General features: G+C 68.9%; 13 protein-coding genes, 1 tRNA gene and 3 pseudogenes. 10 read left to right on the forward strand and 7 right to left on the reverse strand.

The features are described from left to right. Positions 1-163 precede the first annotated feature (163 nt). Together fdhD and ABZ624_RS05020 are read right to left on the reverse strand one after the other, a co-directional pair. Positions 164-1012, reverse strand: coding sequence for a formate dehydrogenase accessory sulfurtransferase FdhD (gene fdhD, locus ABZ624_RS05015; RefSeq protein ID WP_360082696.1), 849 nt, complete (start codon positions 1010-1012; stop codon positions 164-166). A 7-nt stretch (positions 1013-1019) separates the two neighbouring features. Further along, positions 1020-1148, reverse strand: a pseudogene (locus ABZ624_RS05020) (Fe-S-binding domain-containing protein); the annotation flags it as partial. 22 nt (positions 1149-1170) lie between these two features. Between ABZ624_RS05020 and ABZ624_RS05025 the strand changes: the two are divergent. From ABZ624_RS05025 to ABZ624_RS05035, 3 genes and pseudogenes are all read left to right on the forward strand, one after another. Next, positions 1171-1356 (forward strand): annotated as a pseudogene (locus ABZ624_RS05025) (MFS transporter); the annotation flags it as partial. A gap of 239 nt (positions 1357-1595) precedes the next feature. Beyond that, positions 1596-2543, forward strand: coding sequence for a beta-ketoacyl-ACP synthase III (locus ABZ624_RS05030; RefSeq protein WP_360082698.1), 948 nt, complete (start codon positions 1596-1598; stop codon positions 2541-2543). 151 nt (positions 2544-2694) lie between these two features. Beyond that, positions 2695-3372: a GntR family transcriptional regulator gene (locus tag ABZ624_RS05035; protein WP_360082700.1), complete on the forward strand. Its 678-nt coding sequence runs from the start codon at positions 2695-2697 to the stop codon at positions 3370-3372. Positions 3373-3382: 10 nt separating this feature from the next. Here ABZ624_RS05035 and ABZ624_RS05040 read toward each other — a convergent pair whose 3' ends face one another. Beyond that, positions 3383-4582: a low temperature requirement protein A gene (locus tag ABZ624_RS05040; protein WP_360082702.1), complete on the reverse strand. Its 1200-nt coding sequence runs from the start codon at positions 4580-4582 to the stop codon at positions 3383-3385. 471 nt (positions 4583-5053) lie between these two features. Here ABZ624_RS05040 and ABZ624_RS05045 point away from each other — a divergent pair. Then, a tRNA-Leu gene (locus ABZ624_RS05045) sits at positions 5054-5138 on the forward strand. Positions 5139-5279: 141 nt separating this feature from the next. On the opposite strand, the gene ABZ624_RS05050 is transcribed toward ABZ624_RS05045, so the two are convergent. Continuing rightward, on the reverse strand, positions 5280-6647 hold the full coding sequence (locus ABZ624_RS05050) for a recombinase family protein (RefSeq protein WP_360082704.1): 1368 nt from the start codon (positions 6645-6647) through the stop codon (positions 5280-5282). A 493-nt stretch (positions 6648-7140) separates the two neighbouring features. On the opposite strand from ABZ624_RS05050, the gene ABZ624_RS05055 reads away from it, so the two are divergent. The 6 genes and pseudogenes from ABZ624_RS05055 (at position 7141) to ABZ624_RS05080 (ending at position 14185) form a co-directional block, all read left to right on the forward strand. After that, entirely contained in the window at positions 7141-7704 is a 564-nt protein-coding gene (locus tag ABZ624_RS05055; protein WP_360082706.1) for a dihydrofolate reductase family protein, read from the forward strand. Between the two features lie 894 nt (positions 7705-8598). Beyond that, positions 8599-10698 carry a hypothetical protein gene (locus ABZ624_RS05060; protein WP_360082708.1) on the forward strand — a complete coding sequence of 700 codons (2100 nt, stop codon included), beginning with the start codon at positions 8599-8601 and terminating at the stop codon, positions 10696-10698. A 259-nt stretch (positions 10699-10957) separates the two neighbouring features. Beyond that, positions 10958-11506, forward strand: coding sequence for a CorA family divalent cation transporter (locus ABZ624_RS05065; RefSeq protein WP_360082710.1), 549 nt, complete (start codon positions 10958-10960; stop codon positions 11504-11506). Further along, positions 11397-11654 (forward strand): annotated as a pseudogene (locus ABZ624_RS05070) (CorA family divalent cation transporter); the annotation flags it as partial. The gene ABZ624_RS05065 and the pseudogene ABZ624_RS05070, both read left to right, overlap by 110 nt. Before the next feature lie 461 nt (positions 11655-12115). Beyond that, positions 12116-12823, forward strand: a complete 708-nt coding sequence (locus ABZ624_RS05075; RefSeq protein WP_360083201.1) for a hypothetical protein — start codon at positions 12116-12118, stop codon at positions 12821-12823. Between the two features lie 444 nt (positions 12824-13267). Further along, on the forward strand, positions 13268-14185 hold the full coding sequence (locus ABZ624_RS05080) for a YihY/virulence factor BrkB family protein (RefSeq protein WP_360082712.1): 918 nt from the start codon (positions 13268-13270) through the stop codon (positions 14183-14185). A 209-nt stretch (positions 14186-14394) separates the two neighbouring features. On the opposite strand, the gene ABZ624_RS05085 is transcribed toward ABZ624_RS05080, so the two are convergent. The 3 genes from ABZ624_RS05085 to ABZ624_RS05095 all read right to left on the reverse strand — a co-directional run bounded on the left by ABZ624_RS05085 (position 14395) and on the right by ABZ624_RS05095 (position 17513). Then, positions 14395-15090: a polysaccharide deacetylase family protein gene (locus tag ABZ624_RS05085; RefSeq protein WP_360082714.1), complete on the reverse strand. Its 696-nt coding sequence runs from the start codon at positions 15088-15090 to the stop codon at positions 14395-14397. A 518-nt stretch (positions 15091-15608) separates the two neighbouring features. Further along, complete coding sequence (locus tag ABZ624_RS05090) at positions 15609-16277, reverse strand: rhomboid-like protein (RefSeq protein ID WP_360082715.1); 669 nt, start codon at positions 16275-16277, stop codon at positions 15609-15611. Positions 16278-16643: 366 nt separating this feature from the next. Then, positions 16644-17513 carry a trypsin-like serine protease gene (locus tag ABZ624_RS05095; protein ID WP_360082717.1) on the reverse strand — a complete coding sequence of 290 codons (870 nt, stop codon included), beginning with the start codon at positions 17511-17513 and terminating at the stop codon, positions 16644-16646. Positions 17514-17584: the final 71 nt, after the last annotated feature.

Raw genomic sequence — 17584 nt, forward strand, 5'->3', positions numbered from 1 at the left:
CGGATGCCGAACCCGATCAGGCCTTCCTCGCCTGAAGGTCGGCCCCCGTTCACCCCTGATCGCGGCGTTCGTCGTAGCGGCGCAGCCCCCGGCTGAGGGGGCCCGCCGGCGCAGGGGGCGTTCCCCGTCGGCCGGGGCCCGTCGCCGTGCCGCGGGGAGTGCCTCAGCGCTGGGCGGTCGCCTCCCGCAGGGCGATGCGGTCCTCGCCCGCGTATACGTTCATCGAGCTGCCCCGCAGGAAACCCACCAGGGTCAGCCCCGTCTCGGCGGCCAGGTCCACCGCCAGCGATGACGGCGCCGACACCGCCGCTAGCATGGGGATGCCCGCCATCACGGCCTTCTGCGCCAGCTCGAACGAGGCCCTCCCGGAGACGAGCAGGATCGTCCGCGACAGCGGCAGGTCGCCGTTCTGCAGGGCCCGCCCGACCAGCTTGTCCACCGCGTTGTGGCGGCCCACGTCCTCGCGTATGTCCAGCAGCTCCCCGCCCTCGGTGAACAGCGCTGCCGCGTGCAGGCCTCCGGTACGGTCGAACACCCGCTGGGCCGCCCGCAGCCGCTCCGGAAGACTCGCCAGCAACTCCGGGGTGACCCGCAGCGGGGGAGTATCGGCGATCGGAAAGCGCGCGGTCGTACGGACGGCGTCCAGGCTGGCCTTGCCGCACAGGCCGCACGAGGAGGACGTGTAGACGTTCCGCTCCAGCGTGAAGTCCGGCAGAGCGACACCCGGTGCGGTCTTCACGTCGACGACGTTGTAGGTGTTTGAGCCGTCCACGGTCGCCCCCGCACAGTAGACGATGTTCTGCAGATCGTATGCAGTCGCCAGTACACCCTCGCTCACCAGGAACCCCGCCGCCAGCGCGAAGTCGTCGCCCGGTGTGCGCATGGTGATCGCGAGCGGCTTGCCGTTCAGCCGGATCTCCAGGGGTTCCTCGGCGACGAGCGTGTCCGGCCGGGTGGAGACCGCCCCGTCCCGGATGCGGAGGACCTTGCGTCGTTCCGTGACTCGTCCCATGTCCTGATCAGCCCCGGTTCTGTACGTGCTGGTAGCCGAAACGGCCCTTGATGCAGAGATTGCCGTGGGTCACCAGGTTGTCGTGCGGTGAGGTGACCCTCACGATCTCATTGTCCTGCACATGGACCGTGAGGTTGCGCTCGCAGTACACAGGCCGAGTCGCCGACCGGCAGAAGGAGGCCGGCAAACACGGCCCGTCGCTGTACGGGCTGTCGTTCGGCATCATGATCGGCCTGCTCGTCGTCGGCTTCGTCGCCAACGAACTCGTCCGCCCCGTCCACACCCGCCATCACGTCCCCGCCTCGAGGGAGGCCGCAGATGCCCAGCGACAGCAGCCCGCCTAGCCGGCGGGGCCTGATCACCCTCGCCTCGTTGTGGGTCGGAGCACCCCTCGCATACGGGATCCACGAACTCGTACACAAGGCGACCCAGCTGTTCACGGGGTGAGTGCTCGGGCGTCCGAGGGCCTGAGCGAAGCCGACAACGCGGGCGCCCGATTCCTGTGGCTTCACCTGCCGTCGTACTCGCCAGTCACTGATCAGACTGGTGCATCCCGCTACGACGGAAACGAGGGACCCCCGCCATGAACGGCTCGCGCATCGCCGCCATCGGTCACTACCAGCCCGCCCGGGTGCTCACCAACGAGGACCTCGCGGGCCTGGTAGACACGAGCGACGAGTGGATCCGCAGCCGGGTCGGCATCAGGACCCGGCACATCGCCGGTCCCGACGAGCCGGTCGACGAGCTGGCCGCGCACGCCGCAGCCAAGGCCCTCGCCGCCGCCGGTCTCACCCCCGGCGACATCGACCTGGTCCTGGTCGCCACCTCGACGGCGATCGACCGTTCCCCGAACACCGCCGCCCGGGTCGCGGCCCGGCTCGGCATCCCGCAGCCGGCCGCGATGGACGTCAACGTGGTGTGCGCCGGGTTCACCCACGCGCTGGCCACGGCGGACCACACCGTCCGGGCCGGCGCGTCTCGCCGGGCGCTGGTCATCGGCGCCGACAAGATGTCCGACGTCACCGACTGGAGCGACCGCAGCACCTGTGTCCTCGTCGGCGACGGCGCCGGAGCCGCCGTGGTCGAGGCCTGCGCGCCGGGGCAGCAGCCGGGGATCGGGCCGGTGCTGTGGGGGTCGGTGCCGGAGATGGGGCACGCGGTACGGATCGAGGGCACACCACCGCGGTTCGCGCAGGAGGGACAGAGCGTCTACCGCTGGGCCACCACCCAGCTGCCGGCCATCGCGCAGCGCGCCTGTGAGAAGGCCGGCGTGGCCCCGGCGGACCTAGCGGGCGTCGTCCTGCACCAGGCGAACCTGCGCATCATCGAACCGCTGGCGGAGAAGCTCGGTGCCGTCAACGCGGTGGTCGCCCGCGATGTCACCGAATCCGGCAACACCTCGGCGGCCAGTGTCCCGCTCGCCTTCTCCAAGCTGATCGAGCAGGGAGCGCTCAGCACCGGCGACCCGGTGCTGCTGTTCGGCTTCGGCGGCAATCTCTCGTACGCCGGGCAGGTCGTACGCTGCCCGTGAGCGGGCGCAGCCGGTGCACACGGCGGGATTCTGTATACCGGCAGCCCGGATGTTGTACACCGTAGACTGCAGACAAAAGACACGATATCGAGCTCATCGATACCGAGCGTCCAGGGTTCACGCGCCAGCGCTGCCCAGGAGGGGGACCGCGATGTTGTCGACCGGACTACCGCAGGGGTCGATGCCGAAGCTGGAACGTCCCGGACCGCTGCGCGAGCGCGTCTACGAGGCGCTGCTGGAACTCATCACCACCCGCGCCCTGCAACCCGGCCAGCATCTGGTCGAGAGCGAACTCGCCGGGTACCTCGGTGTCTCCCGGCAGCCGGTACGCGAGGCGTTGCAGCGGCTCAACACCGAGGGCTGGGTCGATCTGCGGCCCGCGCAGGGCGCCTTCGTGCACGAGCCGACCCAGGAGGAGGCCGACCAGCTGCTCACGGTCCGCACCCTGTTGGAGGCGGAGGCGGCCCGGCTGGCGGCCCTCAACGCCGGCGAGGAGGGGGTCGAGGCCCTCTTCGACATCGTGAAGGAGGGCCGGACGGCGGTCGCCGCCGACGACGTGACCCGTGCCGTGGCGCTCAACACGGCCTTCCACGCCAAGGTCATGGAGCTGGCCGGCAATGCGGTGCTCGCGGAGCTGGCCGCCCAGGTCGACCGGCGCGTCCGCTGGTACTACACCCCCGTGGCCCGGCTGCGCGGCGGCACTTCCTGGAGCGAACACTCGGACCTGGTGTTCGCGATCAGGGACGGGGACGCGGAGCGGGCCGGCCGGCTGATGCGCGAGCACACCGAGCACACCCGGCACTCGTACCGCCACCGCACCGAGACCTGACCGGACGCTGTCACGTCCCGGACGGACCGGCGTCCGGCGTCGCCGTGACGCAGGACCGGGCTTCCACCGCCAGCATCCCCGCCAACACGCAGACCAGCAGCAGGAGTTCGCCGTAGGCCGGCATACGGACGCCGGCCCCGGCGGTGGCCAGGGCGAGGACGGCACCGGCCGCGCGGTGGCGAACCGGCCGCAGTCGAAGAGCCGTACGGAAGGCCGCGTCGCCCGCGAGGAACAGCGCCACCCCGCCCGCGAGCGCCAACGCAGGCCCCGGCTGCGGGTGTTCGGTCAGATGGCCGAGGGTCTTCTTGATGCCGGCCGCGAGGTACGCGATGCCGAGCAGCATCGGAACGAAGGCGTAGTAGTACGCGTTCATCGCCAGTCTCCAGCGGGCCGGCGGCGGTGTCGCCCGGAACGCGGCCTCGGCCGCCTCCTCGTCCCGTACGAAGTACGTCCACCACAGCGCGACCGACAGGGCCAGCGCGAGGAACGCGCCAGAGAACAGCCCCGGTGTGAGCGGCAGATCACCGATGCCGACCCCGATGGAGATCACGGACTCGCCGAAGGCGATGATCAGCAGCAGCCCGTGCCGCTCCACGAAGTGCGCCGGGTCGAGCGCGCCAAGCTGCATCCGCAGCGTCGCCGCACTGCGCCCGTCCCGGTGGCCCGGCCCGTGCTCGGCCACCAGCGGCGTCACGAACTGCAGGGTGATCGCGAGCAGCCACAAACCGTCCGCCGCAAGCCCGTCGACGATCCCGGCGGCGGTCACGGACAGGGCCGCGAGCGCGTTGGGGACGCCGTACCAGATGGAGTCCCAGCCGTGGCCGCGGGTGTACAGGGCCGTGTGGACGGCCACCACCAGCAGAAAACCGAGACCGAAGAGCACACCGGTGTCCTCGAAGACCCGGGGGATGGCCAGCGCGCACACCAGGAACGCGGCCATGCCGAGCATCAGCAGCAGCCGCCGGGAGGGGCGGTCGGGCGGCACCTGGTTGGTGAGGTAGGCGTAGGCGCCGTACATCCAGAACAGCACGACGAGGATGAGCGCCACCCGGCCGGCCGTAGCGAAGGACAGGTCGTGCGCGAGCAGCACGGTGAGCTGGGTGAGGGTGAAGACGAAGACCAGGTCGAAGAAGAGTTCCAGGGTGGTGACCCGGCGCCCGGGCTCCTCGGCCGCCGTGCCGGACGGCGTGGTCAACGGCTCGATGTGCATACGGTGTTCCCCCTCCGGCGTTCGGTGAGCAGATCGTAGAGGGGTACATCCACAGAGCTGCGCTCAGGACGCCGGCCGTGACCGCGGTGCCACGACGGCGGGCTCGGCCCTGTCCCGGCCCGGCTGACCCGGCAGCGAGTGCGGTCCTCGCTGCCGCCACGATCGACCAAGACCGGACACGGCGCTTCCTGGCGGGGCGCCTTCGCCCTCGGCGACCTCCCGGTGCGCGCCGTGGCCCGGCAGCCGGCGGCGGAGCGGCTGCCCGGGGCTTCCCCGAGTGCCGGCTCATGTCCAGACCCTCACCGTCCGCATACGGCATATTGCATGCTGTATACCGTAGCCAATTCGGGCGCCGGGTTCGGCCCGGGCCGCCGCCGGCGGGGCGGATACGCAGGTGAAACGCACTCCGAAACCTTGGTATTGTTGTCCATGTCGCCGCGGGGAACACGCCCGCAAGGCGGCAGACACCTAGTCCGGGTGGCGGAATGGCAGACGCGCTAGCTTGAGGTGCTAGTGCCCTTTATCGGGCGTGGGGGTTCAAGTCCCCCCTCGGACACAGAGTTGCCCCATGGCGCCCCGTTTCTGGCTAAGGGTAAATCGGCACCCGTTTCCGGCTCCTGGCCGGGGCGGGTGTTCGTCGTTTGCGGTGCCTTCAGTGTGGCTGCTTCTCCTTCGCCGCCTTTTCGCTGGGCCTTGGTCAGCTGATGGTGATCCTTTCTGCCTGGGGTGTGTTCGCGGTCAGGGTCCTGGCCGCGGGGTCGTAGGCCAGGGTGATCTCCTCGCTGTGGAGGTGGGCGATCGCCTGGGCCGGTGTGGGGCGTACCGAGTTGCTGCTCACCGAATCCGGTCCAGGAGGATCCAGGTGGCCGGTGAGGCGGAAGTGCAGGGCCGGCAGGTGTGGCAGGACGTGATCCTCGCGTACGTACGCGTTGGGGGCGCGGCCGGGATCGGGGCGGATGGCGCTGGTATGGCCGTGGCGGCACCGGTAGCCAGCACGGTGGTGGGTCCAGTGGGACTCCATGCGCCGGCCGCAAACACCGCAGCACAGCAGCCCGGCCAGGAGATAGATGCGTTCGGGTGCCGTCGCTCGGCGAGTGGGGAGGTTCTGGACTGTGATGAAGTCGGCCTCGCTGACCAGCGCCGGGTGCGCGGGGCGGGCGGAGATGATCCAGTCGGTGGGGGTGTTCCAGCGCATGACGTCGCGGTGGCCGAGGGTGGTGTTCGCAGGATCGATCAGGTCGTGGTCGGTGCGCTGGCGATTCCACACCTGGCGGCCGGTGTAGCGGGGATTGGTGAGGATGGACCGCACTGTGTTCAGTACCCACCGCTGACCGTTACGGTGCGGGTTTCGGATGGGGTCTGCGGCGGCCGGGCAGGGGATACCGGCGTCGTTCAGCGCGCGGGCGATACGGGCGATGCTGTGGCCGGCCAGCCGCTGGGCGAAGACCCAGGACACGATCGGCCCGCACTCGGGATCGGTGTCCAGACGCTGTATGCGTACGCTGCGGCGGGCGAGGGACCGGTTGGGGTGCGGGCCTGCGTTGACGAGGCGGTAAACGTAGGGTGGGCGGCCGCCGAGGTAGCGTCCCTGGTCGCGGGTCTGCACAGTCATGGCGGCTCGGGTGCGGATCCGGGCGCGGGCGATCTCCCGCTTGGACAGGATGCCGAGCAGGATCATCAGCTCCTCCTGACCCGCCGTCTGCGGATCCACCGCGCCGCCCAGCTCCGGCACCCACACCTCGACGCCGTAGTGGTCGAAGAGCGGGGCCATGGTCGCGAACTGGTCGCCGTAGAAGGCACGTTCACTGGAGCCGGTGACAACGGCATCGAACTCCCGGTCGGGGTCGGCCATCGCCGCCAGCAGCGCGGTGGCTTGGAGCCGCCGCGCCCAAGGGATGGTGCGGCTGTGGCCGGTGTCGAAGAACTCGGAGACGATCCGCCCGTGCCCGGACACCAGGGCCTGCGCGCCGAGCAATTGCGAGGCCTGCGACGTGGCGGGGTCCTGATGGTCCTCGGTCGACACCCGGCCGTAGAACGCAAACCGCAGACCACTGGCGGACGGCATGCCGACGGGGGAGGAGCCGGGAGTCCGATTACGGGTTCAAGCCGTCAAGAAGACTTGACCCGTAGGGGGCTGTTCGGCCGGACGGTGGGGCGCTCCCATGATCGGCGCCTCCCCTTGCTCGCTGTGCGTTGCCTGACCGTGGACCTGCCCGGACAGAGTGGGTCGGCTGCACAGAAATACAGAATGTTGGCCCGAACGAGTGAAGATCGCTGTGCAATGCAGGGCCAGGTTCAGTGCCACGTGAGGAGCCTAGATCAGCGGGTTCAAGGCTCCGCCTGCGTGGCCTGATTGCGTGGCCCCGGCGACTCCATGCGTTGAGATTTGGTCATCGTCCTTGACGATGCCCTGCGCACTTGATGCCTGTGAGGCAATGAGGATTTCTCAACGGAACGATCTCGTGAGCTGACTCAGCCCAGGAGGTTCCGCGAGCCGCGATGAGTCCTGCGGTGTCCGGCGGTCGTACTGTCGAACCCGTTACCGAGGAGGACTTCTGATGCGTAGCGTGACCTATTCGATGGGCGTCTCACTTGACGGTTACATCGTCGGGCCGGACGGCGGCTTCGACTGGACGGCGCCCGACGAGGAGGTCTTTCGCTTCGCCACCGACGAGGTGCGAGAGGTGGGCGTCCACCTGTTGGGGCGGCGGCTGTACGAGACGATGCTGTACTGGGAGAGCGCCGACCACAATCCATCGCTCGACTTCTCGACTCTCGAGTTTGCCGCGATCTGGAAGTCGCTGCCCAAGGTGGTGTTCTCCACCACGTTGTCGGCAGTCCAGGGCAATGCCCGCCTGGCCTCAGGCGGCCTGGCGGAGGAGATCGAGCGGTTGCGAGCCGAGCCGGGAGAGGGTGACATCGCGATCGGCGGCGCGACTCTCGCCGCCGAGGCGGCCGCGTCGGGTCTGATCGACGAGTACCGGGTCCGGGTCCACCCGGTGCTGGTCGGCGGGGGCATTCCCTTCTTCCCCCAGCACGAGCGCCGGGTGGATCTCGAACTCCTCGAGACCCGCCCCTTCAGCTCGAGAATCGTCTACCTCCGCTACCGCGTGAGGCGCTAGCCGTAGGAAGGCGAGTTCGCCGTCGCCGGGTGCGACCTCACCGGCGGCCACGCAGGCGAACTTGGCCACGACGATCTGTCGGAAGGGCGGCTACACCAAGAACATCAGGCCGCCGGAGGCGATCACGCGGAAGGAGAAGGCGGCGAACGCCGCCTCGTACGGCTACAAGGGCAGCCTCAAGGATTCTGAGTACGACCACCTCCTGTCCCTGCAGCTCGAGGGTGACCCGAACGACGCCCGCAACCTGTGGGTGGAGGCGGCCGATCCGGGTCACAAGGCGGCGGCATCAACAACAAGAAGGAACCCGTGGAGACGAAGGTGCACACGGCCGTCTGCTCCGGGAGGGCCTCCCTTGCCGCCGTGCAGCGCACCATCGTCACCGACTGGACTACAGCCCTCAGCAGGCTCGGCATCAACTGAGCTTCCTCTGCTTCACGAACAGCAGCTGCGCTGCTGGTGTGGCATCGTGGTGGCTTGCTGGGCCCGCCGCTTTCCCCCGTAGCGGCGGGCCCAGTTCTCGTCTTGACTCTCCGCTCTCGCTGGGAACGGCCCACGTTACCCGGGGGGACCGTGGACGCACGCCGCGCGTCCACTGCCTCCGAGAAGACCGCAAGGCCTGGAATCCACCGGCGATCGCAGCACTCCCCGGCCTCCACCAGTAGGCCTTCGCGCGCGGCGCTTCACCCTGATCCCGCTGTGCGTCCGGGAGCCGGCGCCAGCCGCCGACTCATTATCAGGCCAATTCGCCCCATGGTTCGATCACCGAGCAACAGTGCCGTACTCTCTGCTAGTCCTATCGTCGGCGTGGCGGAGAGTCACGCCAAGCGGGGGGAATTCAGCCCAAAAGTGAGTAGAACTGCCGGGCACCGCGCGAGTCGGCGCGGTGCCCTTCTCGTGGCCGCCGCCGGCGTGATCACCGCGCTGGTCGGAACTCTCTTCGTCTCGGTCGATACGGCGGGCGCCACGAACGCCCCTCCGGCGTACACGTCCGCGATACCGGACACCGCCCCGCGTCTCCCAGCCGCCGCGCCGCACTGGACAGCCTTTGCGGCCAAGCGGTTCTGGACCGCGCAGCGCATGGCAGAGGCAAAGCCGCTTCCGGACGCCAAACCGCGGACCGCGGGCAAGACCGCCCACCCCACGCTCCAGGGGCTGGTCAAGCCGTCGGTGACCGGTGGCGTGAACGCCCAGGAGCTGCGCGAGGTCCCGATGGACGCCACGCCGACCGACACCGCCGGCCCGACGGACACACCCACCGACACCTCGACCCCGGATCCCTCCGCCACGGCTACGGACACTCCGACCGTCGGCCCGACGGACACCTCGTCCGCCTCTCCGAGCACCTTCCCCAGCGCGTCGGGCCCCTCGAGCCCCACCGCCTCGCCCAGCCCGTCCCCCACGAGCACGGTCGGGACAGGCCCCGTCAGCTCCTCCTTCGGCGGGCTGGCGATGGTCGGCCGGATGTACATGCAGACCAGCAGCGGCTCCTACTTCTGCACCGCGAGCGTCATCAACAGCCCGCACCACAACATCGTGCTCACCGCCGGGCACTGCATGGACGGGCGGGCAGGCGGCGGCTCGCTCGCGTTCGTCCCCCAGTGGACCGCGGCCAATCCCCAGCCGTACGGTGTCTTCCCTGTCGCCACCGACTCCGAAGGCCGCAGCCGGGTCTGGATCGATCCCCGCTACTACGACCGCGGACACGTCCGGGGCGCCCCGTGGGATGTGGCGTTCGCCCAGGTCGGCGCGCGCAGCGACGGCAAGCAGGTGCAGGACGTGGTGGGCGGCAACAACCTGGCCACCGGCCGCGGCTACGCCTTCCCCAGCATTCGGCTGGTCGGCTACCCTGGCACCGCCGCGCAGCCCCTGACCTGCGAAAACAACACCACTCAGTACACCCCGACCGACGGCACCCCCGGCTCGTACCTCCGGATCGCCTGCAACGGCTACGCATCCGGCACCAGCGGCAGCCCGTTCCTGGAGAACTTCAACCCGACCACCGGCACCGGCGACGTGGTCGGCAGCATCGGCGGCTGGGACACCGGCGGACCGACCGACGACGTCTCCTACAGCTCCTCCTACGGCTCCGACGTCCAGAACCTGTACAACGCAGCGGTCGCCGGCACCGCCCCCGCACGTCCCAATGTGCTGCCCGGCGCCTCCACACTCACCCATGCCACCCTCGTCACCTCCGGCTCCTTCACGCCCTCGCCTTCGCCCGATCCGGACAAGAGCGACCTGATCGTGCGCTGGTCGGACGGCGAGCTGACGCTGTACCGAGGCGGTGGCAACGGACGGTTCGACAAGGAAATACGGCTCGCCGCGGCCAACACCACCTGGTCGAAGGCCGTCTCCATCACGGCCGGCGACTTCACCGGCGCCAACACCTACGACCTGCTGGTGCGCTGGAGCGACGGCAGCCTCACCCTCTTCCCCGACGTCGACGCGCGCGGCCTGCACAGCCAGATCACACTCGTCAAGCCGGGCACCCTGTGGCAGCACGAGGTCGCCATGACCGCGGGCCGCTACACCACCGACGACCACTGGCCCGACGACCTGATCGTGCGCTGGTCCGATGGCGAGACCACTCTCTACAAGAACCTCAACTCCACCGGCCTCCACGCCCAGGTCCGCCTCAACCCTCCCAGCTCCACCTGGACGCACGCCACATCCCTCACATCCGCCGATCTCGCCGGAACCAACGAGTCAGACCTCGTGGTCCGCTGGTCCGACGGCGAACTGACCCTGTACCCGGACATCAACCAGTACGGCTTCCACACAGAGGTGCGACTGCGGGCCCCAAGCGCGCTGTGGACCCACGCCACGCTCACCACAGCGGGCAACTTCACCAGCACCGACAACCGGCTCAACGACTACCTCGTGCGCTGGTCCGACGGCCAACTGTCCATGTACCAGGACAGCGGCAACAGCCTCGGCACGGAAGCCGTACTCGCGACCGCATCCGGCTCGACGCTGCCCTACTCCCGGCGCTGACCACGAAGTCCTCTGGGCCTCGGCCCAGAGGACTCCTAGCGTGATTTGGTGGAGACGAAGCTGCACCCTGCCGCCTACTCCGGGAAGGTCATCCTGGCGGCTGCGCAGCAGGCCATCGTCACTGACGGGACCACAGCCCTTGAATCATGGTTATGATCGGCAAGCTGGTTGAAGAACCGGCGATTGGGGCAGGCCGGCCTCGCCTGGAGCTCGCCGAACCAGACCGCCGAGACCGCGCTCGCCCTTATGGTGCGTCGCCATGATTCGCACACGGCTCTACCGCAGCGGCTCCCTGATCCTGGAGGACTTTCCGACCGCGGACATCTCGGAATACGTGAACGATCCGGACGTGGCGGTCTGGCTCGACCTGTGCGCTCCGTGCTCCGCCGACTTCGCGATGATCAGCAAGGAGTTCGGTCTGCACGAGCTCGCAGTGGAGGACGCACGTCACGAGTATCAGCGGCCCAAGCTGGACCGCTACCGTACCCATGCCTTCCTCAGTGCCTACGGCATCAGTACCGACGAGACCGGTGGACAGCTGGCCGCGAGTGAATTGGCCGTGTTCATAATGCCTACGGCGTTGATCACCATTCGCCCCGACCATCGGTTCGACATCGAGAAAGTCGTCGAACGCTGGCACAACAACAGTGATCTCGCCAAGTACGGGGGGATTCCTGCTGTACGGACTGCTCGACCACATAGTCGACGGGCACTTCGCCGCTGTGCAGGATCTCGACGACCGTATCGAAGCAGTGGAGGATCTGCTCTTCGGCGAGGGGCGCGAGCAGATGTACTCCGTCCAGCGTGACTCCTACGTGCTGCGTAAGAACCTCACGAAGCTGCGCCGCGTGGTGTTGCCGATGCGGGAGGTCCTGAACAGCCTCCTCCGGCGTGACCTGCACATCGTCGCCGAGCCCTTGCTCCCCTATTACCAGGATGTGTATGACCATGTCCTCAGGGCCACCGAGTGGACCGAGTCGCTGCGGGACATGATCACGTCCATCATGGAGACCAATCTGGGACTGGATCTGACCCCGACCCCGGCAGGGACCGGGCTGACTCCGGGCCACCGGGTGCGGGTCGGGCCGGACCGAGCAGCCCCTGTTGTCGGGCCAGGCGCAGAGACTGCGGATGAGCCGCCGCCGACGTCGTTTCCCCGGTGGTCGGGGCCGAGTTCGATCCGCGCGAGGTGGATCTCCGTCGGCCGGTCTCCGACGTGGAGCATCCTCGCCTTGCCGCCGGCGGCGGTGATTCGGCTCCCGGCGGAGGGTGCTCGACGGCGGCCGTACGTGGGAGACGCTCGTCGCCCACGAACTCGTCGACCAGTGGTACGGCAACAGCGTGAGTCTGCGGGACTGGGGACATCTGGCTCAACGAGGGCTTCGCCACCTACGGGGAGTGGCTGTGGTCGGAGCACATCGGCGAGGACTCCGCCGACACCATCGCGAGGGCAGCCTGGCACGCGCTGGCGAAGAAGCACGACGGCCTGCGGATCGCCGACCCCGGACCGGGCCGCATCTTCGACGACCGCGTCTACACCCGAGGCGCGTGCACCCTGCACGCGCTGCGCCTGACACTCGGCGACGAGCGGTTCTTCGCGATGCTGCGCGACTGGCACGACATCCATCGTGGTACCAGCACAGACACCGCAGTCTTCATCGCCCACGCCGGACGGTCCACGCCTGCGACCTCGAGCCGCTGCTCAGTGCCTGGCTCTACGGCACACGCCTCCCGCCTCTGCCCCCGCCATGCGCTGAGAGCGCGCGGAGCTGACGTCGGCGGCCCGTTGCCGAGCCCGGAACAACCATCGGCCGGGGGTGCACCGCGACCGGCCCGGCCGCGGGCCGGCGCCCCGTCATGTTCTTCGTGGGCCTGCACGGGGGCTGGTCGCCTCCCGGCCCGGCATGCCGCTGTCGGGCAGGCGCCGACGGCAGCGGTGGTCGGCATGCTGGATCTATGCCGGATCCCGTCCCGGGCGGGCGGTGCGACCATTGAAGGTGGCAGCCCGGCGGAAATCGGCTACGAGGGGGAGCAGCGTGGAGCTTACTCAGATCGTGGCCATGCCCTTCGGGCGGTGTGCCGTCCGCAGCACCTCAGCCAACCGCTCGGCCCGAATGGATGGTAATGGGCGAAGGCGGCACATCACTCCGGACAAGAGGGGAAGACGGGCTGAGCACACCTCAAGTGACGGACGAGCGAGGGTGGGGACGACGAGCGTGTCGAGAAGAAGCGGTCAACACCAGCGACAAGATCAAGGACAGGGGGAGGAAGCCCCCGACAGGACAGTCGGCAACGAGCGTCGTGCAATGGAGGGCCGGGCCGACCAGGGGGAAGCGCGTCAAAGAGACTTCCCGTGAGGCCGAGGACGCCGTCAGGGACGTCGTCGAAGGACTGAGCCCTGCGATCGGCATCCGGAGGAAGGCGGGCGAGGTATCGGCTTCCGGTCGGTTCCCTCCTCGCGCGCCACACGGCGCACGTCGGTCATTGGCGCACCGCATCCGGCGGCAACTGCCGGAAAACAGTAAGAGGGCAGTCGACGTCGCTTGCTGCTGGAGGGGGTGCTAAGACGGTGAGCAGCGAGAACATCAGCGCCGTGCATGAGCCCGGCAACCGGAGGGGCCGGTGGTGGAGTGCGTTGCGCCGGACTCCGGTTGCGATCTGGAACGACGACGTCACGGACTGGGCTGCGGCTTTGACCTACTACGCGGTCTTGGCCTTGTTCCCCGTACTGCTGGTGCTTCTCTCGGTGCTGGGGCTCACCATGCCCACGGCGCAACCCGAAGTGGTCGACCGGGTCTCTCGGGTCGTCCCCGCCGCATCCCGCAGCCTCCTGCGCAGCGCTCTCCAGCAGATGGCCGACCAGTCGTCCGCAGCCTGGGTGCTGGTCTTCTTCGGTGCGGTGGGGGCCTTGTGGTCCGGCTCCAGCTACTTGAGCGTCTTTCGCCGGGCGCTGCACGCCATGCACAACGTCAGCTCGCATCGGCCGGTGTGGCGGACCGCCCCACGCATCCTCGTCACGGCCGTCGTGCTGATCACCCTCCTGCTGACCACGACGCTCGCTCTGCTGCTGAGCGGCAGCCTGGCGCGGCGTCTGGGGCAGGCGCTGAACATGGGAACCGTTCCCGAAGCGGCATGGGACGCCCTGCGCTGGCCCGTTCTGGCGGGGGTGGCCCTCACCCTGGTCCTGGTGCTCTACCGCTCCGGGCCGGACTCATCGCGTCCCCTGCGAAGGATGGCGCCGGGCGGAACCCTGGCGATCGTGCTCCTGCTGTCGGCTTCCCTCGGCTTCACCGTTTACGCCTCTCACGCCAGCACCTACCACCGTCTGTACGGATCCCTGGCCGGCGTCGTGGTCTTCCTCGTCTGGCTATGGCTTTCCAACCTGGCACTGCTGGCAGGTGCCCAGTTCAACATCGAGCTGGCGCGGCAAGCCGACCATGCCCCCTGCACGGACATCGGTGATCCTCAGGATCGCCTGCCGCCCTGAGGCGCGATCCCCTTGAACACCGCGTGTGACAGGCAGAGCACCCGTGCTCATGTCCGAGCGGGCGATGAGCATCGTCCGACCGGGGTGATCTCTCTGCCGATTTTGTCGAACAGCCTGGCGGCGCCGACGACATGCCCATCCCCGTGACCTCGCTGGACCGGTCTCACCGGGTCGGCCTGGCGTCATGGTGGGACACAGCGTGCGGGGGGTCACGGGCTCGGCCCTCGGTGGTACACGATGCCGCTGCGCAGGCCGCCACTGGTGGCGAAGAGCTCGGGAACGGTGACGAGGTGGTATCCGCGGCTCCGCAGCACATCGATCAGACGGGGCACGGCCGGCGGGGTCGTCGCGTACCGGTCATGCAGGAGGATGATCGCGCCCGGCTGCACCGGGGCGAGGACGGCCCGGTCGATCGAGGTCGGGCCGTGGTGTTTCCAGTCCTGCGGGCTGGGGCTCCACATCACCACCGCCATTCTCGCCGTGCCGACCACCTCTTGCACGCGCGCGTCCGACGCCCCGAACGGCGGACGGAAGAGGGCAGGCCTAGGGCCCGTGACCCAGGCGATCTGCTGTGCTGCGGAGTCGATCTGGAGGGCGATCCGAGACCGGGGCAACAGGGTGAGGTGGGGATGGGTGACCGTGTGGTCGCCGATTGCGTCGCCGTCCCGGTACTCCCTCAGCACGTCCGCGCGGTGCCGACGAGCATGTGGTCCGATCAGAAAGAACGTCGCGCGCGTGTGGCTGCGTTCCAGGATGTCGAGGAGGGCGGCCGTGTATCGGGTCGGGCCGTCATCGAAGGTGAGGGCGACGCATTTCTCCGGCAGTTGACGGCCCGGGTGTGCGCCGAGCGCGTGGGCGGTGGGTGCTGTGGGGCGGCCGACCCCGTTGTCACGTTGGGTGCGCACGCGGCCACGGAGAGAACGGTGACGGCGACAGCCACCGCCGTACGGCGCCGTACGGCGCCGACCCGGTCTGGCAGTCATAGCGCACCTCGCCAGTCGCGGCCGCCCCTCGCGGGTGGCCTGGCTGGTTTCAGTCTTGTCAACGGTCCAGGCCCTCGCACGCCGTGGACAACGGCAGAGGTAAGAGAGAGCCGAGCGGTGGCGCAATCCAGCGGCACCGCACCCAGCGTCGGCAAAGGGGCGCGGCAGGCTCCTGGTTCTCCTGCTTGCACGGCCGCCCGAGAAACGGCTGGATGCCTTCGACACCCACGAAAGCTGCGTTCGACCGCTTTCTGGCTGAGCATGAGGGACCACTCGAACGGCTGGTGGCTTTCCCCCATGACATGTCGCAAATGATCGGCGAGGCGAAGTGGGGGCGCGATTGCCGGCAGTACTGGCCCGGCCCTGTCGAGGGCCGGGAAGGCAGCCGGCCCGGAGGCCTGCGGTTCGGTACGGCACCGGCGTACCGATGCCCTTGTTCCTCACAGGGAACTCCCGCTCGGCAGTGCGTCGGCGCTGCCGGGATCCGGTGGGACGGGCTTCGTGCGTACCGGGCCGAACGGGGTACGCAGCCATGCCGTACGCGCGGCTAGGTAGCCCAGCGCGAAGGAGGCCAAGTGGCCGACGTCGGCGAGTTCCTGGTCGTACAGCAACGCGGCCGTCAGCGCCGCAGCCAGCAGAGGCAGGCCGTAACGCCGCAGCGGGCCGTCGGCGAGTGTGAGTAGGCAGGCGCCGGTTGTCACCAGGCCGTAGCTGATGCCCACGTCACGGGACCGGGTCGGGACGCCCGGCAAATGAGCGACGTGCATCAGCCATAGGGCGCCCTCAGTGAGCAGGGTCGCGGTGAGATGGCCGAAGACGAACACGCCGCAGGCGCGCCGCGTGCCCCAGCGCCATTCGGCGCATCCCAGGACCCCGGCCACGGCGGCGATACCGACCAGGGTCGGCACGCCGTCGACCACCAGACCGCTGGTGAACAGGGTCCACCACTTGCCGACATCCATGTGATGGACGTTGCTGCTGTTGTGGCGCACGAAACGGGCGCGCTCTGCCGCACGTTGTCCCTTCAGCCACCACGCGGTCAGCAGCAGGGCCGTCACATACACGGCGGTACCCGGCAGCCGCCGCCTCAACGTCCTCGCAGCCCTCATCCCCATCCGTCTCATGTGCTTTGTTCTTCTCGGCGCGTGCGCTCGGGTACTCACGGGCGATGTGCCCGGCCTTCTCGGGAAGAGACCGTCGGTCGCTGCGTCAGGTTCCGACGGCGGCCAACATAAAGGGCGTTCTCATCCAGCGATGCTGTATTGCCCCGCATCGATCAGTGGTCCGGGACAAGGGGAAGGAGTTCGCATGGTGGAACGCTGGACGGAGGCGTCTGTGCGGACGTCGCGCGGCAGAGGCGTGGGTCGCGCGTCAGCCGGTCGGCGCCGGGCGTTGGCCGCGATGGCCGCGTCCGCGGTCCTTGTAGGCTGCGCGGCTTCAGTCTTCGCCGTGGGCGGGGTGCGGATGAGCTGGGCTCAGTCCTCGTCCTGGGCGCGCCGGTAGAGCTTGGCGATGTCGTCGTCGAAGTACGCGGCGTAGGAGACATCGTCCTGGTCGCCGCCGCCCTCGTGGCCGCCCAGGACGCCGATGACCGTGCCGGTGTGTCTCTTGGCGTCGTAGTCGGCGAGCCAGGGGCTGCCGCTGGTCCCGTCCTCGAGGTGGGTGCACTGGATGCGCAGCTGGGTGTCGCTGAACTTCGTGGTGCGGTTCTGGCATGAGATGGGGGTGTCGCGGCTGGTGGGGTAGCCGGTGATCTTGACCTTGTTGTCGAAGCCGCGGTTCGTGCCGAGGGTGTTGCCGCCCAGGAGGTCCTGGATGTCCTTGCCGTCCTTCTGGTCGAGGACGAGGAAGGCGACGTCGAGGTCCTCGTCCTGCGACTTGGCCCAGCGGTCGTCGACGACTACCTTGCTGACCTTCCACAGGCCGGTGGGTTCGTCGCCGTTGCGGTAGCCGGGGGCGAAGACCAGGTCGTTCACCGGCTGTCCGGAGTCGGCGTCGAAGGCACAGTGGGCCGCGGTGATCAGCATGTTCCGGCCCGGACTCTGCACCACGCTCGCCGTGCAGAAGTGGGCGCCGTGGTCGTCCTTCTCGAAGACCGCGCCGATCCGGGCGTTCTCCTCGGTCCTGCGTGGGGTGTACGCGTTGCCGTCCTTGGCCGGGGCCGTAGCGGGGATGTCCTGGTCCTGGCCCCGCTGGGATTGGCCCGGCTCGCCGGACTTGCCGAAACCGCTGCGCCCGCTGCTTCTGGCCGCATGGGTTTCCCCCGCGGCGTCGCCCATCACTGCGGCTGCTCCGACGATGACCAGCGTCAGGGGCAGGATGGAATTCCTGACTAGCGAGCGCACAAGGTCATTATCGACGCGGGCCGGGAGTTCGGGAGGTGCTTCACCGGCGACTCCCGTCACATCGCCCGGAT

The sequence above is a fragment of the Streptomyces sp. NPDC007205 genome (assembly GCF_040634095.1).
Lineage (GTDB): Bacteria > Actinomycetota > Actinomycetes > Streptomycetales > Streptomycetaceae > Streptomyces.

Bases quoted from the DNA above. Each gene is read 5' to 3' on its own strand.
- fdhD (WP_360082696.1), bottom strand. From the start codon at position 1,012: ATGGGACGAGTCACGGAACGACGCAAGGTCCTCCGCATCCGGGACGGG.
- ABZ624_RS05030 (WP_360082698.1), top strand. From the start codon at position 1,596: ATGAACGGCTCGCGCATCGCCGCCATCGGTCACTACCAGCCCGCCCGG.
- ABZ624_RS05035 (WP_360082700.1), top strand. From the start codon at position 2,695: ATGTTGTCGACCGGACTACCGCAGGGGTCGATGCCGAAGCTGGAACGT.
- ABZ624_RS05040 (WP_360082702.1), bottom strand. From the start codon at position 4,582: ATGCACATCGAGCCGTTGACCACGCCGTCCGGCACGGCGGCCGAGGAG.
- ABZ624_RS05050 (WP_360082704.1), bottom strand. From the start codon at position 6,647: ATGCCGTCCGCCAGTGGTCTGCGGTTTGCGTTCTACGGCCGGGTGTCG.
- ABZ624_RS05055 (WP_360082706.1), top strand. From the start codon at position 7,141: ATGCGTAGCGTGACCTATTCGATGGGCGTCTCACTTGACGGTTACATC.
- ABZ624_RS05065 (WP_360082710.1), top strand. From the start codon at position 10,958: ATGATTCGCACACGGCTCTACCGCAGCGGCTCCCTGATCCTGGAGGAC.
- ABZ624_RS05090 (WP_360082715.1), bottom strand. From the start codon at position 16,277: ATGAGGGCTGCGAGGACGTTGAGGCGGCGGCTGCCGGGTACCGCCGTG.